Source organism: Bradyrhizobium sp. USDA 4516 (assembly GCF_054055915.1).
Genome location: NZ_JBSRXT010000001.1, coordinates 1815001 through 1837583, shown reverse-complemented (window position 1 = coordinate 1837583; position 22583 = coordinate 1815001). Strand labels below are relative to the sequence as shown.

General features: G+C 63.2%; 16 protein-coding genes, 1 tRNA gene, 1 rRNA gene and 1 riboswitch. Of the genes, 9 read left to right on the top strand and 9 right to left on the bottom strand.

Going from position 1 to position 22583, the window contains the following annotated elements; all coding sequences use genetic code 11:
• Nucleotides 1-43: 43 nt before the first annotated feature.
• From ACVI1L_RS08635 to ACVI1L_RS08625, 3 genes are all read right to left on the bottom strand, one after another.
• Nucleotides 44-976, bottom strand: a complete 933-nt coding sequence (locus ACVI1L_RS08635; RefSeq protein ID WP_310881274.1) for a prephenate/arogenate dehydrogenase family protein — start codon at nucleotides 974-976, stop codon at nucleotides 44-46.
• Nucleotides 977-980: 4 nt separating this feature from the next.
• Nucleotides 981-2078 (bottom strand): histidinol-phosphate transaminase, encoded by a 1098-nt coding sequence (gene hisC, locus ACVI1L_RS08630; RefSeq protein WP_456782692.1) that lies wholly within the window; start codon nucleotides 2076-2078, stop codon nucleotides 981-983.
• 99 nt (nucleotides 2079-2177) lie between these two features.
• Nucleotides 2178-3041 carry a chorismate mutase gene (locus ACVI1L_RS08625; protein WP_253606686.1) on the bottom strand — a complete coding sequence of 288 codons (864 nt, stop codon included), beginning with the start codon at nucleotides 3039-3041 and terminating at the stop codon, nucleotides 2178-2180.
• A 174-nt stretch (nucleotides 3042-3215) separates the two neighbouring features.
• Nucleotides 3216-3295: riboswitch (SAM riboswitch) on the top strand.
• A gap of 85 nt (nucleotides 3296-3380) precedes the next feature.
• Here ACVI1L_RS08625 and metX point away from each other — a divergent pair.
• The 3 genes from metX (at nucleotide 3381) to ACVI1L_RS08610 (ending at nucleotide 8331) form a co-directional block, all read left to right on the top strand.
• Nucleotides 3381-4586, top strand: a complete 1206-nt coding sequence (gene metX, locus ACVI1L_RS08620) for a homoserine O-acetyltransferase MetX (protein ID WP_057017865.1) — start codon at nucleotides 3381-3383, stop codon at nucleotides 4584-4586.
• Nucleotides 4583-5272 carry a methionine biosynthesis protein MetW gene (gene metW / locus ACVI1L_RS08615; protein WP_456782691.1) on the top strand — a complete coding sequence of 230 codons (690 nt, stop codon included), beginning with the start codon at nucleotides 4583-4585 and terminating at the stop codon, nucleotides 5270-5272. Before metX ends, metW begins: the two co-directional genes overlap by 4 nt.
• Nucleotides 5273-5451: 179 nt before the next feature.
• Nucleotides 5452-8331: a G8 domain-containing protein gene (locus ACVI1L_RS08610; protein ID WP_456782690.1), complete on the top strand. Its 2880-nt coding sequence runs from the start codon at nucleotides 5452-5454 to the stop codon at nucleotides 8329-8331.
• A gap of 67 nt (nucleotides 8332-8398) precedes the next feature.
• Here the strand turns inward: ACVI1L_RS08610 and ACVI1L_RS08605 are convergent, their stop codons facing one another.
• Together ACVI1L_RS08605 and ACVI1L_RS08600 are read right to left on the bottom strand one after the other, a co-directional pair.
• Nucleotides 8399-9880, bottom strand: a complete 1482-nt coding sequence (locus tag ACVI1L_RS08605) for a hypothetical protein (protein ID WP_456782689.1) — start codon at nucleotides 9878-9880, stop codon at nucleotides 8399-8401.
• Between the two features lie 136 nt (nucleotides 9881-10016).
• The gene (locus tag ACVI1L_RS08600; protein WP_456782688.1) at nucleotides 10017-10883 is read right to left on the bottom strand and encodes an alpha/beta fold hydrolase; all 867 of its coding nucleotides are present in this window, start codon (nucleotides 10881-10883) and stop codon (nucleotides 10017-10019) included.
• A 231-nt stretch (nucleotides 10884-11114) separates the two neighbouring features.
• Here ACVI1L_RS08600 and ACVI1L_RS08595 point away from each other — a divergent pair, with 231 nt between their 5' ends.
• Nucleotides 11115-11780, top strand: coding sequence for a TIGR02594 family protein (locus tag ACVI1L_RS08595; RefSeq protein WP_456782687.1), 666 nt, complete (start codon nucleotides 11115-11117; stop codon nucleotides 11778-11780).
• Between the two features lie 42 nt (nucleotides 11781-11822).
• Here the strand turns inward: ACVI1L_RS08595 and ACVI1L_RS08590 are convergent, their stop codons facing one another.
• Nucleotides 11823-12611, bottom strand: a complete 789-nt coding sequence (locus ACVI1L_RS08590; protein WP_456782686.1) for an MOSC domain-containing protein — start codon at nucleotides 12609-12611, stop codon at nucleotides 11823-11825.
• Nucleotides 12612-12666: 55 nt separating this feature from the next.
• Entirely contained in the window at nucleotides 12667-13182 is a 516-nt protein-coding gene (locus ACVI1L_RS08585; RefSeq protein ID WP_456782685.1) for an N-acetyltransferase family protein, read from the bottom strand.
• Between the two features lie 57 nt (nucleotides 13183-13239).
• Here ACVI1L_RS08585 and ACVI1L_RS08580 point away from each other — a divergent pair, with 57 nt between their 5' ends.
• The 3 genes from ACVI1L_RS08580 (at nucleotide 13240) to ACVI1L_RS08570 (ending at nucleotide 17350) form a co-directional block, all read left to right on the top strand.
• Nucleotides 13240-13803 carry a helix-turn-helix domain-containing protein gene (locus ACVI1L_RS08580; RefSeq protein WP_456782684.1) on the top strand — a complete coding sequence of 188 codons (564 nt, stop codon included), beginning with the start codon at nucleotides 13240-13242 and terminating at the stop codon, nucleotides 13801-13803.
• Between the two features lie 191 nt (nucleotides 13804-13994).
• Nucleotides 13995-16646 carry an ATP-dependent chaperone ClpB gene (clpB, locus tag ACVI1L_RS08575; protein WP_168858415.1) on the top strand — a complete coding sequence of 884 codons (2652 nt, stop codon included), beginning with the start codon at nucleotides 13995-13997 and terminating at the stop codon, nucleotides 16644-16646.
• A gap of 293 nt (nucleotides 16647-16939) precedes the next feature.
• On the top strand, nucleotides 16940-17350 hold the full coding sequence (locus tag ACVI1L_RS08570) for a hypothetical protein (protein WP_456782683.1): 411 nt from the start codon (nucleotides 16940-16942) through the stop codon (nucleotides 17348-17350).
• Between the two features lie 15 nt (nucleotides 17351-17365).
• Here ACVI1L_RS08570 and ACVI1L_RS08565 read toward each other — a convergent pair whose 3' ends face one another.
• Both ACVI1L_RS08565 and ACVI1L_RS08560 read right to left on the bottom strand, forming a co-directional pair.
• Nucleotides 17366-17623, bottom strand: a complete 258-nt coding sequence (locus ACVI1L_RS08565) for a hypothetical protein (protein WP_057017856.1) — start codon at nucleotides 17621-17623, stop codon at nucleotides 17366-17368.
• 94 nt (nucleotides 17624-17717) lie between these two features.
• Nucleotides 17718-19781 carry a M23 family metallopeptidase gene (locus ACVI1L_RS08560; protein WP_225160476.1) on the bottom strand — a complete coding sequence of 688 codons (2064 nt, stop codon included), beginning with the start codon at nucleotides 19779-19781 and terminating at the stop codon, nucleotides 17718-17720.
• A 1008-nt stretch (nucleotides 19782-20789) separates the two neighbouring features.
• Here ACVI1L_RS08560 and ACVI1L_RS08555 point away from each other — a divergent pair.
• Both ACVI1L_RS08555 and ACVI1L_RS08550 read left to right on the top strand, forming a co-directional pair.
• Nucleotides 20790-22278: ribosomal RNA gene (locus tag ACVI1L_RS08555) — 16S ribosomal RNA — on the top strand.
• Between the two features lie 211 nt (nucleotides 22279-22489).
• Nucleotides 22490-22566, top strand: a tRNA-Ile gene (locus ACVI1L_RS08550).
• Nucleotides 22567-22583: the final 17 nt, after the last annotated feature.

The window sequence follows — 22583 nt, the reverse complement described above, 5'->3', positions numbered from 1 at the left end:
CCCGGCTTTCGCCGGGACGACGAATGGAGAGAAGTCGTCCCGCTTACGTCTTCAAATTCGCATGCGGCCGGCCGAAGTCGGGTGCGGCGGAGTCCTGGCCGGTCTCGACGATGCCGCGGCGGATGGCGCGGGTGCGGGTGAAGTGGTCGAACAGCGCTTCGCCGTCGCCGCGCCGGATCGCACGGGTCAGCTTCGACAGATCCTCGTTGAAGGTGCCGAGCATCTCGAGCACGGCGTCCTTGTTGGCGAGGAATACGTCGCGCCACATCGTCGGGTCCGAGGCCGCGATGCGGGTGAAGTCGCGGAAGCCGCCGGCGGAGAATTTGATGACCTCGGATTCCGTCACCTGCGCCAGCTCGTCGGCGGTGCCGACGATGGTGTAGGCGATCAGATGCGGCAAATGGCTGGTGATCGCGAGCACGAGGTCATGATGGTCGGGCGTCATGATCTCGACCTTGGCGCCGAGCGCGGCCCAGAACGTTCGCAATCGGTCGGTCGCCGCGGGATCGGTGCCTTCGGGCGGGGTGAGGATGCACCAGCGGTTGATGAACAGCTCGGCGAAGCCGGAATCCGGCCCCGAATGCTCGGTGCCGGCCACCGGATGCGCCGGGACAAAGTGGACGCCGTCAGGCAGATGCGGCGCCATGTCTTTGACGACGGCGCCCTTCACCGAGCCGACGTCGGAGATGATCGCGCCGGGCTTCAGATGCGGCGCGATCTCAGCGGCGACCGGGCCGCAGGCGCCGACCGGGATGCAGAGGATGACGAGGTCGGCGTCCTTCACCGCCTCGATGTTGGTCTCGACGACGCGATCGACGATGCCGAGTTCGGCGACGCGCGCACGCGTCTTCTCCGAGCGCGCGGTGGTCACGATCTCGCCGACCAGCCCTTGCGCGCGCGCGCCGCGCGCGATCGAGCCGCCGATCAGGCCGAAGCCGATCAGCGCGATGCGTTTGAAGAGCGGAGCGGTGGTCACGATGTCACTTTCCGGCCAGGAAGTCGCGCAGCCCCTCGACCACGAGGCGGTTGGCCTCCTCGGTGCCAATGGTCATGCGCAGCGCATGCGGCAGCTTGTAATTGTTGAGTGCGCGCAGCACGAGGCCGCGCCGCGTGAGATAGGCGTCGGCTTCCGCCGCGGTCTTGCCCGTGTCGGTCGGGAAATGGATCAGCACGAAATTGGCGACGCTCGGCGTCACCTTCAGCCCGAGCTTGCCGATCTCCTCGGTCAGCCAGTTGCGCCATTGTTCGGTGTGGGTCCGCGACTTCTGCACATGCGCGGTGTCCTCGATCGCCGCCACCGCCGCCAGCATCGCCGGCGTCGTGACGTTGAACGGACCGCGGATGCGGTTGCAGGCATCGACGATATGCGCCGGCCCGAACATCCAGCCGATCCGCAGCGCCGCAAGGCCGTGGATCTTCGAGAAGGTGTGCGTCACCACCGTGTTGTCCGTGGTCGCGACCAGCTCTATGCCGAGCTCGTAGTCGTTGCGCGAGACGTAGTCGGCATAGGCGGCGTCGAGCACCAGCAGCACATGCGACGGCAGCGCGGCGCGCAGCCGCTTGACCTCGTCGAACGGGATGTAGGTGCCGGTCGGATTGTTCGGGTTGGCGAGCCAGACCAGTTTCGTGCGCGGCGTCACCACCTTGAGTATGGCGTCGACGTCGGCCGTGAAATTGGTCTCGGCCGCGATCACGTTCCTGGCGCCGTTCGCCATGGTGGCGATCGGGTAAACCAGGAAGCCGTGGGTGGTCGAGATCGCCTCGTCGCCGGGCGCGAGATAGGTGTGCGCCAGCAGGTTGAGGATTTCGTCGGAGCCGGCGCCGCAGATGATGCGGTCGGGATCGAGCCCGTAGGCGCGGCCGATCGCCTCGCGCAGCACGCGCGAGGTGCCTTCCGGATAGTCCTCGAGATGGTCAGCCGCCGCCTTGTAGGCCGCGATCGCCTTCGGAGACGGCCCGAACGGCGTCTCGTTGGCGGACAGCTTGAACACTTTGCGGCCCGGTTCCGGCACCGGGCTCTTGCCGGGCGTGTAGGGCGCAATATCGAGGATGCCGGGGTTCGGCACGGGGCGGGACATCATCAACTCCGAACAGAGCGTTTTCGAGCGAAGTGGATACCGGTTCGCGTGAAGAAAACGCGTCAAAACAAAAGCCTGGACGGGCGGCTGGCTCTTACTTCAGGTCCTGGCCGATCCGTTAGAGGGCACCGTATAGCGCGTTGCGTGGCTGCCGACGAGGGCCGACGAGCGGACCGAGGCGCCGGCCTTGATCAGGGCGAGCTTGATGGCCTCGAAACCCTTGTTCTTAAGGTCTTGTCCGGTGACCGAGACCAGCAGCGCCGCGCCGTCGAAAGCGGTGTCGGGGACCGCGACGATCTCGGCGAGCGGCGCAAGCGCCCGGGCGACATCGGCGTTCCAGCCGGAGACGCGCACGCTCCAGGTCTGCACTTCGGTGACCATGGCGTCGTCGGCGACCCGCGAGATCACGAACACCGGCAGCGCGGCGGGATGGTCGGCGCGTTCGAGGAACGGCAGCCGCGCGATGATCTTCGGCGCGCCACTGGCCTCGAGCGCATTCCACCACGGCGTACGGCTTGCGATCGCGGAGACCAGCGCGAGGTCGCCCTTCGACTTCGCCACCGCCTCGACCGCGGCCTGTGCGCTGAAATGCGACACGTAAGGCACCACGAAGCCGAAGTGAAACCGCGCCGAGTCGCGCATGGCCGACTCGCCGACCGAAACATCGGCATGCACCGCGAACGGCGCCTGCACATAGGTGAAGGTCGAGATGATGACGCGCCAGATGCTCTCGATGGTGTCGAGCGGCAGGATGCCGCGATGACGCCGCACCAGCTCGCGCATCATGCTGGCCTCGCGTGCCGGGCGGAATGCCGAGCCGACCTCCTGGGTCTTCTTGACCTGGATCAGGCGGTCGATGATGTCGCCGCGCGCCATCAACAGGCGGTGTACCTGCTCGTCGATCGCATCGATCTCCTTGCGCAGATCCTGCAGCGAGGGCGGCGACGGGGGTGGGTTGGACATGCTCTCAAACCTTGTCGTCGGGGCGGCCCGGTGCCGCGTCGGACAGGGTCCCTGATTAGGAAAGACGGGCAGCGAAAGCAAAGAGAAACGTCGCAGGCGTGCCTTGCGCATTCGGTTAACCAATTGGCCGTGGGCAGGGCTGTCTTGACGGCGGGGGGCGTGGGGACTACGTTCCCTGCGTCCCGTGGTCATTTGAGCCGGCCGGCTTGCAGCCACGTTAAACAACTCGCTAAACAGGCCGGGGACCTTATCAGCTCCCGGCCGAACCTTTGTTCAGGCCGGGTTTTTTATTGGCCTGAGGTCCGTCGAGCCCTCCCGCGCGGAGGCAGGGTCGCCTAGATGAGCAACGTGCGTCCGATACCGAGCCCACAAACCCCGAGCGATGATCGCGCCCATGAGGCCGACCGTCCGTCGTCACTGGTGGCGAAGTTCGGGATGGACCAGCCGCTCAAGCTCGATTGCGGCGTCGATCTCGCACCGTTCCAGATCGCCTACCAGACCTATGGCGAGCTCAACGCCGACCGCTCCAATGCGATCCTGGTCTGCCACGCGCTGACCGGCGATCAGCATGTCAACAACATCCATCCCGTCACCGGCAAGCCCGGCTGGTGGGAGACCATGGTCGGCGTCGGCCGGCCGATCGATCCCGACAAATACTTCATCATCTGCTCCAATGTGATCGGCGGCTGCATGGGCTCGACCGGCCCTGCGTCGTTGAACCCCGCGACCGGCAAGGTGTGGGGACTCGATTTCCCGATCATCACCGTCCCCGACATGGTGCGCGCGCAGGCGATGCTGATCGATCGCCTCGGCATCACGACGCTGTTTTGTGTGGTCGGCGGTTCGATGGGCGGCATGCAGGTGCTGCAATGGACCGCGGCCTATCCGGAGCGCGTGTTCTCGACGCTCGCGATCGCCTGCTCGACGCGCCACTCGGCGCAGAACATCGCGTTCCACGAGCTCGGCCGCCAGGCCGTGATGGCCGATCCGGACTGGCGCGGCGGCCGCTATGTCGACGAGGACACCCATCCGCACCGCGGATTGGCCGTGGCGCGGATGGCCGCGCACATCACCTATCTCTCGGACGCCGCGCTGCATCGCAAGTTCGGACGGCGGATGCAGGACCGCGAGCTGCCGACCTTCTCGTTCGATGCGGATTTTCAGGTCGAGAGCTATCTGCGCTACCAGGGCTCGTCCTTTGTCGAGCGCTTCGACGCCAACTCCTATCTCTATCTGACCCGCGCGATGGACTATTTCGACATCGCCGCCGACCACAACGGCGTGCTGGCGAAGGCGTTCACCGGCATCCAGACCCGGTTCTGCGTGGTGTCGTTCACCAGCGACTGGCTGTTTCCGACCTCGGAATCGCGCGCGCTGGTGCATGCGCTGAACGCGTCGAGCGCACGGGTGTCGTTCGCCGAGATCGAGACCGACAAGGGCCACGACGCCTTCCTGCTCGATGTGCCGGAATTCCTCGAGATCTCCCGTGCCTTCCTGCTGGCCGCAGCCAAGGCGCGCGGACTGAAGGACGGCGGCCGGTCATGAGCATGCAGCAGACATTGCCCTTGCCGGGCATCGCGCCGGAGCGGACCGGCGGCCATCGCACCGATCATCTGCTGGTCGCCGACATGGTGCGGCCGGGCTCGCGCGTGCTCGATGTCGGCTGCGGCGATGGCGAGCTGTTGCAGCTCTTGGAAAGCCGCGGCATCGACGGCCGCGGCATCGAGCTGTCGCGCGAGGGCGTCAATGGCTGCGTCGCCAAGGGGCTCGCCGTGGTGCAGGGCGATGCCGACACCGATCTCGTCAACTATCCCGACGATGCGTTCGACTACGTGATCCTGTCGCAGACCTTGCAGGCGACGCGGCAGCCCAAGGTGGTGCTGGAGAATCTGCTGCGGATTGGCCAGCGCGCCATCGTCTCGTTCCCGAATTTCGGGTTCTGGAAGATGCGGCTGCAGCTTCTGATCGGCGGCCACATGCCGCGCACCGAGAATTTGCCGGCGAGCTGGTACGACACCTCGAACATCCACTTCTGCACCATCAAGGATTTCGTGCAGCTCTGCGAGGAGATCAACGTCAAGATGGAGCGCGCGGTGGCGCTCGATCTCTACGGCCGTCCGGTGCCGCTCAACCTGCCGTGGTGGGTGTGGAACATGTTCGGCGAGCAGGGCGTGTTCCTGCTCAGCCGGGGTGGAGGGGGCGAGCGACAAGGCCAAGTGAAAGCCGTGTGAAGCGTCAACCCGTCGCCGCCACCTGCGACATCGGATCGCACACAGCACCGGCCAGAGGCCGGTGCTCGACCCTTCAAAGGAACACGTGGAATCTCCGCCGATGCAGATCGTCGGCGATGACAGGATTGGGTTGTCGATGTACAGCTTTCCTGTTCGCGCTCGCCGTGTAAAAGTGGCTCATGCGGATCAGAGATGATGGAATCAGTCGTGAACTGGTGGTCATCGGGCTGACGCGCAATGGTCACTTGCTGGGGAAGACAATGCGAACAGGTTTCTCGATTGCGCTATTGCTCGTCGTTGCACTGTCCGGGGTCTTGTGGGCCGCCAATATGTCCATCCCCGATGGGCATCAACTCGGACATCTGGCGCTGCTGAATGGAGGTTGCGACACGCATGCGTCCGGACATGCGGCAGATCACGTCCCCGACCTTGCTCGCCATCGAGAGCATTCCGCCGCGCTCGATCTGGTAGCCCTGTGCTCCGAGACCGATATCGCCGCATCGTCGGGCGATTGGAGTGCGCCGTCCACCTGGGTACAAGGGAAGCCGCCTGCCGACGGCGCGAAAGTCCGCATTCCATCCGGGCTGACCGTCAAGATCGACAAGGAGATCACGGCCAAAATCGACTGGATTCGCGTCGATGGGGCTCTCGTCTGGAGTACCGATCAGGCCACTTCCGTCAAGGTCGGAACGATTGTGGTGACGCCCGACGGCGCCCTCGAAATGGGGACCGTAGATCTTCCCGTCTCGAAGACTGTCGTCGCAAAGCTCACCTTTGCCGCGCGGACGTTCCGAGACCGGGAGCACGACCCATTCGACATGGCCGGTGGCCTCATTTCGATGGGCGCCATCCGGATTCATGGCGCCGAAAAGACGGCCTGGAAGATACCGCAGAGCCAACTCGTGGCCGGGGTGGCAGTGTTCCAGTTCGATCGGCCTGCGTCGAACTGGTCGGCCGGAGATGAGCTGATCGTACCTGGGACCAGCGATCTAAATAGCGAGGACGAAACGCCAATTATCGTCAGCGTCGAGGGTGAGCGCATCGTCCTCGATAGGCCGCTCAAATATTCGCATCTGACGCCGGACGGCACCTCCGTCCCGATTGGCAACCTGACGAGAAATGTCAGGGTTAGCTCCGAGGCTGCGGCGTCCTTTTCGGCGCGCGGCCATATCATGTTCCTGCATCGGCAGACCGGTGTGAACATCGACGGCGCCGAGTTCAGGGATCTCGGCCGTACCGACACGAAACGGGCCCAGACCGCACCTGATCTCGACGAGACCGGAAAGCTGGTCCCTGGATCCGACGACAACACTATTGGTCGATACGCGCTTCATTTCCACGTCGTCTCAGGCGCGCGAATCGATATTCCGCCTCACGTGGTGCGCAACAGTGTCGTGAGGGGAAGTCCGAAGCATGGCATCGTCAACCATGGCGGTCATCTCCTGGCAGAAAACAATGTGACGTTCGCGATCGCCGGCTCGCATTTCCTGGCGGAGAACGGCACGGAGATTGGATCGTTTCGGGGCAATCTCGCCATCCGATCGACCGGATCAGGCGAGGATATCGTCAGCCGAATGGGGATCTTCGACAATGGCCATCAGGGGCATGGCTTTTGGATGCAAAGCGCCGGCGTCCGGGTAGCGGATAATTGGGCTTTTGGACACGCCGCGGGAGCCTACGTCGTGTTCGGTTATTCGTTCGCGGAAGGCGGCAACCGTACCTATTTCAACGCACGCAACACCGATAATCGAGTCAACGCCGATGTGGACGGCCGCATTTCGACGTCGGACGTCGATTTGTATTTCGCACGCAACCACGCCGCCGGCTCGACCGACGGGGTCGAGATCTGGAATCACAAGCTACTTGCGCCGCATCCTTCCCAGAGCCTCATCGAGGATATCACGGTCTGGAATGTCAGCCGGCACGCGCTGTTCATCCCCTACGTCCGGGACACGCTGATCCGCAACGTCTACGCCTATGGCGGCGAACGCCACATGGATACTGATTTTGCGATCGGGGGAAATTCCCAGACCGAGAACATTACCTTCCAGAATGTTACGGCGGAGCGGTTCCCCACTGGATTGGTGCTGCCGCGGCGCGGCATCAATGCCGTCGATGGCGCGTTCCTTCGCAACCGAACGAACATCATGATCGAATCGGCGAATCGCCCGTTCCGCGTGGTTACGCTCAGGAATATTCACGTTCCGTCCGAGGGAGCGACGACGAATTTCGATCTGAAGGATATGGCCGTGCCGGCGAATGGCGACGTCGCCATGCTCTTCGAGAACGACCGGATTTTCTGGAACGATTCCGCCGGCAAGACTTTCCGGCTGTATTTCGGGTCGCAGAACGAAAACTTTGTCCCCTTTGCGAATAGCGGGCCAACCGATCTCAAGGGACTGACCAGCGGGGAAATCAAGGCCCGGTTTGGCGTCGCGTTCGGCGGCCAGCTGGCGCCGGCCGATGCGAAGCCACTTCCGCGCAGCAATGCGACAATGGCCTTGGTCGATGCGGACAATCTGACGCCGACGTCGAAGGAAATGGAGTTTGCGCAAAATCCCTCGAACGAGCTCTATCCTTTGGCCGGACAGCATATCGTCAACACGGAGGACCAGGTCGCAAAAAGCCGCTGGATGTTCGCCCCCGGTTCCGAGCAGCCCAACTTTGTCTTCGTCAAGAAGACCAGCCCAAAGCTGATCGTGCATCCTTTGCTTCGCAAGCTGGAAATTCACCCTGACGACGTGCGCTACGGCTATCGGCTGGAGGGAATCGTCGCCGATATGGTCGGCAACCGCATCACCAAGATGGCGTTCATCCAAGATTTCCCAGTATTGCGGCCCGACGGGCAAGGCCATATCGCGCTCGATGTGAAGTTTCCCGATCCGGCGGGGGACATGACATCGCTGCCGTTGTCGCTCACCGTGACAAAACAGGCGGTCAGGCGCGGAAGGAACTACGAGTTCTACAAGCAGGCGCAGTACTGCGGGAAGTGCAATTTCGAACAGGAGATGGAAAGAGACATCCGCGCGACGTTCGCTCAGGCGACAAGCGGCGAATGATAGCGGCGCGTGCGCGAATTGCTCGCGCCCTTGTTGATTGCTGCGTGTCTGCGAAATCGCGCCGGTGCTATTCGAGGGAATAGCGCCAGAAGGTCATACGCTGATTGTAATTGAGCTGCACCGGATTATACGTGTTGCCGGCGTTGAGAAACTCAAGCTTGCGCACCGAATGCATGCCATTCTTGTCGGGTTGCGCGACGAATATGCTGTATCCGGGACCGTAGGAGGTCGACAGATAGACCGGCTCGCAGAAGGTCTGGAGATCCTTCGACCAGATCACGCCGATCTTTGAGTAGGTCAACGCGGCGTCATCGTCGCGGGCGTTGGCGAAGATGACGAATTCTCCATTATCGAGACGGGTCATCGTCATGGCATGGATATGACAGGCGCTTTCTGGCCGGTAGCAGGGATGCTCCGGGTCGACAAAATATTGCGCGAAGTAGGGCGCAAGGTCGGGCACGACCAGGGTGCCGTCGCGATAGAGCTTGAATGTCCGTGAAAAGCGGGCGTTCGATCCCACCCTGTTCGTGGCGTCGACTCCATCGAGATTGGCGCTGCGGACGATCGAATAGATAGCGTGCGATTGCTTGTCCCAAAAATGCGCCAACGGATAACGGTCCGCTCCATAGAGGCAGCTGTCGCCGTGATTCGCCGGATCGGCCACGGTGTCGGCCGTAGCGTCGCTCCACCGCGCGACGAAAGGCTCGCCATAACGGCCTTCGAAGGCGATGACGTTCTTGTAGACCGAATACGTGACCTGATTCTCCGGACATGGCGTGTAGTTGGCGAGCACGGTCAAAATGCTGATGCTGCCATCGTCACGGATGGCGACATGAGGATATTCCGGCGCGTAGGCTGGAGAGGGATATTCGGCGATGAGCTGTTTCGGCATCCACGGGCCAGTGTAGGGCGGAACTATCCTGGTGAGTTCGAGCCGGTGGCTCCGCGCAGGTCCACCGGTCCCGTATCCAGCGATCACGATTTCGCCGGTGGGCCCCATCGCTCCTCCGAGATAGCTCAGAAGCTCGTCACCGGGGTTCTCGAGCCTCGATAATAGGGTCCATGGGGCGGGAGCGGAGGCTTTTGGATCGAGCGAAAGCAGTTGGATGATGGAACGGTGATCCTTGGCGCGGACCCAGTAAGCGACCAGCAGCCTGGTTCCGTCGGTAAACAACAGCGGAGGATGATAAGCGAGCTCGGCCTGAAAGCCGTCCGGCGCGAAGGCGTGCCCCATATCGAGCGGTTGCGCGAACCTCTCGCCGTTTCTCAGGATTTCGACGCAGTACAGGCCTGGATTGGCAGGATCGCAAGGCGCGAAAATGGGCGCGTACTGATCGTCGCCGATGACGACGATCATTGGGCTCATTACGGCCCAGCCGATCGGGATCGAAGGCTGTGGCTTCCCATCCAGGAGATAGGACGTGTTCGCTGCGGCGCCCGCGGCTTCCAGTTTCATTTCCTCAACGAAGCCTTCCGCGCAAACCGTCCTGGAGACGACCGCAAGTCCGATGGAAATAACGCAGAGCAGCAGAAGGTAACCTGCTCTCATAGTTCGCCCGGTGGCATCGGAACGTTGATGGATTTCCTTTGCCCATATTCCGGACGCAGACTGCGCGCGCTGTCTGCCTTTACCGCGCAGGCTCTGGCTGCGTCCTGCACCCCGCGACCGCGACGACACGGGACAATCACCCTGCCACCAGCGACCGCGGATCGCGTACCGGCCAACGGCCGGCCTCGACCAGCGCGATGAAGCGCTCGACCATCTCGTTGAACAGCGCCGGCTCCTCGAGGTTGAGCACGTGGCCCGACTTCGGGAAGAACGAGAGGCCGGCGGCCGGCAGATGCTGCTTCAGGAACATGCTGGGCGCGATGCAATTGTCGTCCTCGTCGCCGCACAGGATCAGCGCCGGCGTCGCGGCGCGCTTGATCGCATCGGTCATGGTGTAGATCGAGGGCCTGCCGCCCTGGAAGCTGCGCATCGTGTTGGCTGAGCCTCTGGCGTCGTGGCGGGCGAGCGCGGCGTAGAAATCGGCGTGGCCGCGCGGATCCTTGACCAGGAACGGAATCCGGCTCGGCGCTTCGCGCGTCACCTTGGCGACCTCGACCGCGCCGATGCTCTCATATTGCTCGGCATTGGCACGGCACTGCGCGCGGAAGGCATCGAGATGCTCGAGGCTGGAGCCGGAGCCGACCGCGGCCAGCGTCATCGACAGCGCGCGCTCCGGCGCATTGAGGGCGACCTGCAGCGACGAATAGGAGCCCATCGAGAGCCCGACGAAATGCGCCTTGGTGATGCCGAGATGGTCGAGCACGGCGAGCGCGTCGGTATAGAAGTGCTGGTAGGTGTAGACGTCGGCACTCGCAGGCACGTCGGACGGCGTGTAACCGCGCGCCGAATAGGCGATGCAGCGGTGGCCGCGCGCGAAATAGCGCATCTGCGGCTCCCAATTGGTGTGATCCGCGGCGAACTCGTGCAGGAAGATGATCGGGGTTCCGCTGCCGGCCTCTTCGAAGTAGAGGCGGACATGATCTTTCGTCGTGGCGTAGGGCATTGAAATTCTCCTCTCGTTGGCCGCCTCCAGATTTGCAGTTAATTTTCGAGGCCGCAATGCGGCAGCTCCGGTTCCTTTCTCGTCATCGAATCATCGCGGAATGACCCAGAAATTGTTCCCGCAACGCCGCATGAAATCTTCCTCGCGCCATCCCGATTTTCAAAACCACCGCCGTGTTCCCCCAGGAACGCGACGGGGAATTGGGGGGCGTTACAGAGGATCTAGTGAAGTATGGTTCAGTTGCTTGCGTGTCGCCGGTCGCTTCGTGTTTTGGCGCTGGCTCTGTGTTCGCTCACTCTCGCCGTGATCTCCGCCGCTCCGGCCTCCGCCCGTCCGCATCATTCACGTCACGCGCATTCGGCCCATGCCGGCCATCACGCGCGTCACTATGCCCGTCATCACTATCGGCACGCAGCGCGGCTGTCGCGCGCCGAGCGTCGCGCACTCGCGCAGCCGGGCGGGATCATCGAAACCAACGCAGCGCCGTTGCCCGGCAGCGCTGACCCCGTGCCCAACACGGGCGGCGTGATTGCGGCAAGCGGCTTCGGCTCGTCCGGCATCGTGGCCGAGGCGCGCCGCTATCTCGGCGGCAATCCGACCGGCCGCTCCAGCCTGTGGTGCGCCCGCTTCATGAACATGGTGCTGCAGCACACCGGCCATCGCGGCACCGGCTCCGACATGGCGAGTTCGTTCGCCAAATACGGCACGCGCGTTTCGGGACCGCAGGTCGGCGCCATCGCCGTGATGAGCCGCCGCGGCGGCGGCCATGTCGGCATCATCACCGGCGTCGATGCCAAGGGCAATCCGATCATGATCTCGGGCAACAGCGGCCACCGCGTCCGCGAGACGCGGGTCTCGCGCGGCCGCATCTACGCCTATGTGATGCCGACCAACTGATCGCTCGAAAGCGGGGCAGGGCGCGCACGCGCCTTGCCCGGCCTACGACGCTACAGGTCCCTGAGCGGCAATCGTGTCGCCGACGGCGGCGCCGCCATCGCTGATGATCTCGGCATAGATGCCGCACTCATTGTTGCCGAAACGCTGCATCAGCGTGTTCGGCACCGAGAGGTCGCGCGCGCCGGTATCGGGATCGACATTGACCGCGGCGCAGCGGGTGATGCGCTTCACCACCCTGGCCCGGGCGCTGCCGATCGCGATGGTCTGGTCGAGCAGGCTGGCTTCATGCCAGGCCGGCCAGCCTTCGACATAGAGGTTGGCGCGGAAGCGCAGCGGATGGACCGGCGCCTGCACCATCTCCTCGATCGCCCGCAGGCTGGCCAGATTGATGATCGAGACCACCTTGCGCGGCACATCGGAGAAACTGTGCCCGGGGCTGACCAGCACCTTGGGCGGGCCCTTGATCTGGCCGGTATGACGATTGGCGAAATACCGCTCGATCGCCGCGCGGCCTTCCGCGGTCTCGAGGTCGCCCTGGGCCACCATCGCGCCATCCCGGCGCAGCGTCAGCACATGGCTGTCATCGTCGAAATGGGCGCGCAGCGGCGCCAGCCACTCGTCCCGCTGCAGCATCAGGAAATGCGGCTTCGGCAGCCATTTCGGCACCGAGGGATCGAAACCGCTCGGGCCGTTCTCGATCGCATAGCGGCGATCGGAGCGGAGCGTCTCGCCGGCCTTGAGCTCTGCGTGCGGCAGCGGCTCGGGCGTGAGACCCTTGACGGGGTAGCGATAGATGCCGGTGATCCGGGCAGAGGAAGCGTGCGTGTCCATTCGCCCGCTCTAGCCTGTTTGGCGTGCGAGGAGAACTGCCGCCCGCGGGAAGGTACTAGTCGGCGCGCGCCGCTCCAGGAGCGTCCAGCTGGCGCTGCATGAACACGAGATCGAGCCAGCGGCCGAATTTGCGTCCGACCTCCGGCATCCGGGCGACCTCGACAAAGCCGGCCCGCGCGTGCAGCCGCAGCGAGGCGAGATTGCCGCCGTCGATGCCGGCGATCATGACGTGCTTGCCGAGCGCGGTGGCCGCGGCGATCAGCTCGTCGACGATGATCCGGCCGAGGCCGCGGCCGCGATGATCGGCATGGATATAGACGCTGTGCTCGACGCTGTAGCGGTAGCCCGGGAAGGCCCGGAAGTCGCCGAATGTGCCGTAGCCGAGCACCGTCGTCCCCTCGACGGCCACCAGCACGGGATAGCCCAGAGCCAGCCGCGCCGTCATCCAGGCCAGCCTCTCGGCCTCGGAATCCTGCTTCTCCGTCCAGATCGCGTTCGAGTTGGCGACCGCCTCGTTGAAGATCGCGGTAATCTCAGGGATGTCCTGCTCGGTGGCGGGGCGGATAATCATCGGTGGTTCCTTGACGCGCCTCTTGAATGGACCCCATCGTCTACTATATAAGACAATATGTCAATTATAGAGGACAAGACCGATGAGGCTCTCGGGCGGCGGGTTCGCGCCGAACGGGAGGGCCGCGGCTGGTCGCTGGCGGACCTCGCCGGGCGGGCCGGCGTGTCCAAGGCCATGCTGAGCAAGATCGAGCGGGCGGAGGCAAGCCCGACGGCGGCGACGCTGTCGCGGATCGCCACGGCCTACGGCCTGACCATGGCTGCGCTGTTCGAAGTTGCCTCACACAATTCCCGCCTGCAGCGGGCCAAGGATCAGCCGGTGTGGCGCGATCCGAAGGCGGCCTATCTGCGGCGGCAGGTGTTCCTGCATCCGGCCAATCCGCTGGAGCTGGTGGAGATCGAACTGCCTGCGAGGCAGGAAGCCGGCTTCCCCGCCAGCGCCTATCACTTGGTCCGCCAGGTGGTCTGGGTGATCAGCGGCCGCCTCACCTTGATGGAAGGAGCGGAGCGCCACGAGCTCGCTGCGGGCGACCGCGTCGAGCTCGGTCCGCCGTCGGACATCGTCTTCCGTAACGAAACCGCTCAGCCTTGCCGCTACCTTGTCGCCATCGTGCGGCGCTGAGCTTCACCGGGCGAAATCGCAGGCTGTGGCTCTTCCGTTTTGGAACCAAGTGCCCACATCTGCGGCAAGCCTGAACAATGATGGCGACGACCAGAGGCTGGTTGAGGAACGTCAACGCGGCCCGCGGAAACCCAATGAAGATGCCGTTGTCATGCCTGAATGGGTGACGATGGCAGGCCGAGGGAAAACGAATGAACATTGAGAAGTACACCGAGCGCGCGCGCGGATTCATCCAGTCTGCCCAATCGCTCGCAATGCGCGACGGTCACCAGCAATTCTCGCCGTTGCACCTGTTGAAGGTGCTGCTGGACGACAATGAGGGACTCGCCGGCGGTCTGATCGACCGTGCGGGCGGCAATTCCAGAGCAATCCTGAAAGCGACCGAAGAGGCGCTGAACAAGCTGCCGAAGGTCTCGGGCAATGGTGCCGGGCAGGTCTACCTGTCGCCGGAGCTGGCGCGCGCCTTCGATGCGGCGGAACAGGCCGCCGACAAGGCCGGCGACAGTTTTGTCACCGTCGAGCGGCTGCTGCTCGGGCTCACGCTCGAGAAGGGCAGCGAGGCGGCAAGCATTCTGAGCAAGGGCGGCGTCACGGCGCAGAACCTGAACGCGGCGATCGAAGCGCTGCGCAAGGGCCGCACTGCTGACAGTGCGACCGCCGAGAACGCTTACGACGCGCTAAAGAAATATGCCCGCGACCTGACCCAGGCTGCGCGCGACGGCAAGCTCGACCCGGTGATCGGCCGCGACGAGGAGATCCGCCGCACGATTCAAGTTCTGTCGCGGCGGACCAAGAACAATCCCGTCCTGATCGGTGAACCCGGCGTCGGCAAGACCGCCATTGTCGAGGGCCTGGCGCTGCGCATCCTCAATGGCGACGTGCCGGAGAGCTTGAAGGACAAGAAGCTGCTGTCGCTCGACATGGGCGCCTTGATCGCCGGCGCGAAATATCGCGGCGAGTTCGAGGAGCGGCTGAAATCCGTGCTGCAGGAGGTCTCGTCGGCCGAGGGCGGCATCATCCTGTTCATCGACGAGATGCACACCCTGATCGGCGCCGGCAAGACCGACGGCGCAATGGACGCGTCCAACCTCCTGAAGCCTGCGCTCGCGCGTGGTGAGTTGCACTGTATCGGTGCGACCACGCTCGACGAGTACCGCAAGCATGTCGAGAAGGATGCGGCGCTGGCTCGCCGGTTCCAGCCGATCTATGTCAGCGAGCCGACGGTCGAGGACACCATCTCGATCCTGCGCGGCCTCAAGGACAAATACGAGCAGCATCACGGCGTGCGCATCACCGACTCCGCGCTGGTGGCCGCGACCACGCTGTCGAACCGCTACATCACCGACCGCTTCCTGCCGGACAAGGCCATTGACCTGATGGACGAAGCGGCGGCGCGGCTGAAGATGCAGGTTGATTCGAAGCCGGAAGAGCTCGATTCGCTCGATCGCGACATCATCCGGCTGAAGATCGAGCAGGAGGCGCTGAAGAAGGAGAACGATGCCGGCTCCAAGAGCCGCTTGCAGACCTTGGAGAAAGAGCTCGCAGGGCTCGAGGAGCGATCGACGGCGCTGACGGCGCGCTGGAGCGCGGAGAAGAACAAGCTCTCCAATGCCCAGAAGCTGAAGAGCGAACTCGACGCGCTCCGCGTTGAGCTGGCCAATGCGCAGCGTCGCGGCGAATTCCAGAAGGCGGGCGAACTGGCCTATGGCCGGATTCCCGAGCTGGAAAAGAAGCTCGCCGACATCGAGGCGCAAGCGAACAGCAAGCCGAGCGGCGGCGAGATGATGGAGGAGGCGGTCACCGCCAACCACATCGCGCAGGTCGTCTCGCGCTGGACCGGCGTGCCGGTCGACAAGATGCTCGAGGGCGAAAAGGACAAGCTCCTGAAAATGGAGGACAGTCTCGCCAAGCGCGTCGTCGGCCAGGCTGAAGCCGTGCGTGCGGTGGCAACCGCCGTGCGCCGTGCCCGCGCGGGCCTGCAGGATCCGAACCGGCCGACCGGCTCGTTCATGTTCTTAGGCCCCACCGGCGTCGGCAAGACCGAGCTGACCAAGGCGCTCGCCGCTGACCTGTTCAACGACGAGACCGCGATGGTCCGCCTCGACATGTCCGAGTTCATGGAGAAGCACTCGGTCTCGCGGCTGATCGGCGCGCCTCCCGGCTATGTCGGCTACGACGAGGGCGGTGCCCTGACCGAAGCCGTGCGGCGCCGGCCCTATCAGGTGGTGCTGTTCGACGAGATCGAGAAGGCGCATCCCGACGTCTTCAACGTGCTGTTGCAGGTGCTCGACGACGGCCGCCTGACCGATGGTCAGGGCCGCACCGTCGACTTCCGCAACACGCTGATCATCATGACTTCGAATCTCGGTTCGGAGTTCCTGGTGAATCAGCCGGAGGGCGAGGACACCGCGGCGGTCCGCGATCAGGTGATGGGCGTCGTGCGGGCGCATTTCAGGCCGGAATTCCTGAACCGCATCGACGAGATCATCCTGTTCCACCGCCTGCAGAAGAGCGAGATGGGCCGTATCGTCGAGATCCAGTTCGCGCGGCTGACCAAGCTGCTCGAGGATCGCAAGATCGAGCTCACGCTGGACGCCAAGGCGCGGGACTGGCTCGCGGAGAAGGGCTGGGATCCGGCTTACGGCGCCCGCCCGCTGAAGCGGGTGATCCAGCGCAGCGTGCAGGATCCGCTGGCCGAGATGATCCTCGCCGGCGAGGTCAAGGACGGCGATCATGTCGTGATCTCGGAGAAGGGCAACGTGCTGACCTTCAACGGTCAGGTGCCCAAAACCGCCGAGATCGTGCAGTTCGAGGCCCCGGTCTCGAAGCGCAAGCTGAACTGAGCGTTTCGATAGCGAAACCGGATGCGGCCTGGCGACAGGCCGCATCCATCGCCATGACATCGGCGGGCCGCATGCGACGGAGTTCCTGTTCGGCGGCCGGTTTTGTGAGCCCGAATTAATGAAACCGCCTCGGGACGGCGTTCGTTTTCATCCTGATGATCGGCTGGCGTGGCAAACGTCCCGCGCAGCTGCAAAGGAACTATCTGGCCCGAATCGCAGCGCTGATTCGCGCGCCGCCTTGCATCATCCTGCAAAGCCACTCCGCCGGTCGCCCTCAGCAGAAGGCGAATTGCATGAGCAGAGACCTCATTGCCCATAACCGGCCCGTCTATGACGATCTTCATCCGCGCGTTTACGGCGCAGCCGCCGGCCTTGTCGCGTGGTTCGCGGCGGCGGCATGGATATTGTTCGACCGCCAGGACGACGTCGAGCTGTCGCTGATGTTCGTCAGCGTATTGCTGTTCGTCGCGGTGCTATTGCCGTGGGTGCTTTCGCTGATCTGGCGGAAATACGACGATCGGCACGATCTGCATCAGCGGTCGATTCCGTTCCGGGAGTGGCGGACCGGCGAATTCGCGGTCTGGGGCAGCACGATCAACAGCACCCATGCCACCATCGACATGCTGCTCCCGCTCGCGTCCGTGGCATTCGGGCTGACCGCGATCGGGATCGTGTTCCTGATCTGCGCCAGCCTCGCGCCGTAAATCTTGCCGGACCCGTCATTCCGGCGGGGCGATGGGCGGTGACGGCTCGTCGTCCTCGCCGGGCTCGAGTTCGGACAGGATATCGACCAGCTCGCGGGCGCGGCCGGTGGCCAGCGGCTTGCCGGCATTGATCAGCGGCTCGTCATTGGCGAGCCAGGCCTGCGCCTCGGCAAGCTCGGTGATCGTCGCCCCCGACGCGATAATCCTCGCGATCGTGACGTCGTCGGCGGAGCCGACGGCCTTCAGCACATCGTCGCGGGTGAGGCTTGCCATGCGCGCCTCCTCTGCAAGGTTTACCTAAGCGGACAAAGCCTGACCGGCGCGGATGGTTCCGGATGGAACGGCTTCCTGAGCGAGGTTTCCGCCGTCAGCGGTTGGTGGTGGAGCGCGTCTGCGACGTGGAACTGGTGGCGTCCGAGACGATTCGCGAGCTGCCGCGGCTGGACATCTGGGCCTCGATCCGGTCGCGCTCCTTCTCGAAGTTCGCCAGCATCGGGCCTTCGAGCGAACGGCCGCGCGGCAGCTTCACGCGCATCGGGTCGACGAATCGGCCGTTGACCAGGATTTCGTAGTGGACGTGCGGGCCGGTCGACTGGCCGGTCGAGCCGACGAAGCCGATCACCTGGCCCTGCCGCACCTTCTTGCCGATCTCCATGCCCTTGGCGAAGGCCGACATGTGGCCGTAGGCGGTCTCGTAGCCATTGGCATGCTTCATGCGGATATATTTGCCGTAACCGCCCTCGTATCCGACCTTCTCGAGCACGCCATTGCCGGACGCGAAGATCGGCGTGCCGTAGGCGGTGGCCCAGTCGACGCCGGTGTGCATCTTCACATAGCCGAGGATCGGGTGGCGGCGGCCGCCGAAGCCCGAACGCATGATCGCGTTGTTGACCGGCTTGCGCACCAGGAACTTCTTCGCGCTCTTGCCGGTCTCGTCATAGTAGTCGACGAGGCCGTCGTCGGAGCTCTGGAATCGGTAGTACTTCTTGGTTTCGCCGCCCACGGTCAGCGCGGCGTAGAGCACTTCGGTCTTTTCGGTGCTGGTGACGCCCTCGTCCTCGCCGGCAAAGAACACGTCGAACGAGTCGCCGGGCTGGACCTTGCGCTGGAAATCGACGTCGTAGGAGTAGATCTTGACCATGTCTTCGATGACGGTCGGCGGCACCTTGTTGCGCAGCGCGGTCTCGTAAATGCTCTGGTAGAGCCGCACGCCGCTGCCATCATCCTCGTCATCGTCGCTGGAATTGTCGGCGGTCTCGGTGACGGTGTTCATGCTCTGCACGTCGACGGCAACGTATTTGCCGAGATCGGACAGCGCAGCGACGGCCTCGATGACGGATTCGTTGGCGACGATCACGCGATAGGGCTGCAGCCTGACATTCGGTCCGGGCGCGGCCGGCGCCATCAGGATTCGTACCTTCTGGCCTTCCTTCAGGCCGCCCTCGCGGCCACGCGGGCCGAGCGTTGCGGCGATCGCCTTCGCCTCGTCGGGCGTTGCGCCCTGATCGCGCAGGATCGAGGTGATGCTGTCGCCCTTCCTGACGACGTGAACCCGTTCGCCGACCGGATTGCCGCCGGTGACCTGCTCTTTGGTCTTCGGCAGCAGGGTGACGTTCTCAGGCACCACGCGGGTCTCGAAGCCGGCATAGGGATCGGAGGTGTTGCCCTCGGTGGCGTAGGCCATCCTCATGTCGGGGCCGGCGCCGCTCGCGTCAGCCGCGGCATTGGCGAGTGAAGCGTAGCGCACCGAGCCGCCGGAGCCGCGCCAGTTGGCGGCGTCACGGACCCGCATCAGCACGTCGTCGAGCGCGACGACGGCGGCGAGCTTGGCTTTCGGCAGCACGGAGCCGAGATCCTTGGTGACGAACGAGACCTCGGCGTCGGGCTCGGCCGCGGCATTCGGATCCTCGGCCGCCGCCGGCGTGTCGGAGCCGACATCGGTCAAGAGACGCTGCGCGTTGAACGCCGGGATTTTGGCCGACAGGTCGCTCGTGGTCATCGAGAGATTGCCGGAAATTCGGATGAAGGGCCGCACCCGCATCACGTCGCGATTGCCGACGCGGGTCACGGTCGACACGCGCACCAGGCTGCGGGAGGCGGAGGATTCGCTGGGCGGCGGCAGGCGGTCACCCTTGTGCAGGCTGACGACGCGATCGTTGCCGGTGAACGCGCCGCGGAGCGCGCCTTCGACACGCTCCGGCACCTTGGCGAAGGTCATCTCGCCGTCGAGCGACGCAAAAACGGCGCCGCCGATCAGGGCCGCGCCACATAGTCCAGTCAGAATGGTGCCGCTAAACCATTGAACGGAGACACGGCGACGGTCGATCACCGCGGCCTCGGTGCCGTCGACTGAAAGCGGCGGCTCGTGACCGAGATCGATCATCCCGGTCTCGCGCCCAATTCCGCTTCCGCGTGACGCCCGTTGGCTCAACCCGATATCCCCCCAAATTCCAGCAACTGCGATCGACCTCAGCTCGTCCTCGTCCCCACCTTGATCCCCCGAAGAGGAATCGCGGCAGTGTGGCGAGCTACACGCATCGAATTCGAGAAGCCGATGGCCATTAGCTAGCCGCGATCTCGAACGTCAATGGTGTGCAGATCTCTCGATGTTGCTCGGCCGCGAAGGGAAGAGGCGACGGATTCTTGGAGAAAATCGCCTGGTCCCCCAGAAAAACCGCCCCAGCCCCCACAGGTTACGAGCGGTTCAATGCATTCGTTATAGCCAGAACGTCGCAGGATTGTGGCTCAAGTGCGGCATTTGAGGTGGAAAAGCTTCCCTGAAAGCAGGTCGATGCGCGCCGCCCGGCCCCGGGGCGGTCGGAACCCGTTTTGGAGGGCCTCACGGGCTGCCCGGCGACGAACTTTTTTTAAAGTTTTTTGCCGCGAGGGCTGGGTGGCGAATTTTTACCTCCGACCTAAGCCACGGAAAGCACGAGAATTTCTTCGCACTGCACAAGCGATTTGGGCGTGCGACGATTTGTTGACAATGGCCGTTGACAATCCCGAGGGGTGCGGACTATAAACCAACCACTGAGCGCGGCGCCGCCGGGTCACTGACCAAGGCGAGCGAACGCGCCACTGATGCTCCTCACTTCGATGAGTGACACAACAGCCGACATAAATCGGTTGAAGTTCACCGTCGGCCGGTGAAGGGTAGAACCACCCTCTAAGGGTGTGGGGTCATCGGATCCCGGGCTGTTTGACAAGTGAAGATGAAGAAAGAGAAACGTGGACGGCGGAGTCCTTGCGTCTCTCGGAATACTTGAAAGCTTCGGCTTTTGACTTCTGAGAGTGGACGAAAGACTTCGGCGGTACACGTTTTAAAGGTTACACCATCGCTGCCAACGATGTGAATCGCAGGCGGCTCGTTGACTTCGGTCGACGAAGAATGGTGGGACCTCGTCAAACGTTGTGATCAGCCGGTTCAAGGTTTCAAGTCCAACTTGAGAGTTTGATCCTGGCTCAGAGCGAACGCTGGCGGCAGGCTTAACACATGCAAGTCGAGCGGGCATAGCAATATGTCAGCGGCAGACGGGTGAGTAACGCGTGGGAACGTACCTTTTGGTTCGGAACAACTGAGGGAAACTTCAGCTAATACCGGATAAGCCCTTACGGGGAAAGATTTATCGCCGAAAGATCGGCCCGCGTCTGATTAGCTAGTTGGTGAGGTAATGGCTCACCAAGGCGACGATCAGTAGCTGGTCTGAGAGGATGATCAGCCACATTGGGACTGAGACACGGCCCAAACTCCTACGGGAGGCAGCAGTGGGGAATATTGGACAATGGGCGCAAGCCTGATCCAGCCATGCCGCGTGAGTGATGAAGGCCCTAGGGTTGTAAAGCTCTTTTGTGCGGGAAGATAATGACGGTACCGCAAGAATAAGCCCCGGCTAACTTCGTGCCAGCAGCCGCGGTAATACGAAGGGGGCTAGCGTTGCTCGGAATCACTGGGCGTAAAGGGTGCGTAGGCGGGTCTTTAAGTCAGGGGTGAAATCCTGGAGCTCAACTCCAGAACTGCCTTTGATACTGAAGATCTTGAGTTCGGGAGAGGTGAGTGGAACTGCGAGTGTAGAGGTGAAATTCGTAGATATTCGCAAGAACACCAGTGGCGAAGGCGGCTCACTGGCCCGATACTGACGCTGAGGCACGAAAGCGTGGGGAGCAAACAGGATTAGATACCCTGGTAGTCCACGCCGTAAACGATGAATGCCAGCCGTTAGTGGGTTTACTCACTAGTGGCGCAGCTAACGCTTTAAGCATTCCGCCTGGGGAGTACGGTCGCAAGATTAAAACTCAAAGGAATTGACGGGGGCCCGCACAAGCGGTGGAGCATGTGGTTTAATTCGACGCAACGCGCAGAACCTTACCAGCCCTTGACATCCCGGTCGCGGACTCCAGAGACGGAGTTCTTCAGTTCGGCTGGACCGGAGACAGGTGCTGCATGGCTGTCGTCAGCTCGTGTCGTGAGATGTTGGGTTAAGTCCCGCAACGAGCGCAACCCCCGTCCTTAGTTGCTACCATTTAGTTGAGCACTCTAAGGAGACTGCCGGTGATAAGCCGCGAGGAAGGTGGGGATGACGTCAAGTCCTCATGGCCCTTACGGGCTGGGCTACACACGTGCTACAATGGCGGTGACAATGGGATGCTAAGGGGCGACCCTTCGCAAATCTCAAAAAGCCGTCTCAGTTCGGATTGGGCTCTGCAACTCGAGCCCATGAAGTTGGAATCGCTAGTAATCGTGGATCAGCACGCCACGGTGAATACGTTCCCGGGCCTTGTACACACCGCCCGTCACACCATGGGAGTTGGTTTTACCTGAAGACGGTGCGCTAACCGAAAGGGGGCAGCCGGCCACGGTAGGGTCAGCGACTGGGGTGAAGTCGTAACAAGGTAGCCGTAGGGGAACCTGCGGCTGGATCACCTCCTTTCTAAGGATGATCCTTCAGATCAGCTCACGCTATCTATCGGATCGTTTTAGAAACATTCAGGGGCCAACAGTTTCAGGATTGTTGAGCTCCATTGGCGGGATTTCGCCGTCTTCGTTTCTCTTTCTTCGCGGACGAACACGCGCCAGGGGCTGAGCGCTGTGCGATGCACCGACTTCAGGTCGAGTGCGCGCCGGCATGTCTCTCGTGTTAGGGGCTTGTAGCTCAGTTGGTTAGAGCGCGCGCTTGATAAGCGTGAGGTCGGAAGTTCAAGTCTTCCCAGGCCCACCATTTTGATCGAGTGCGGA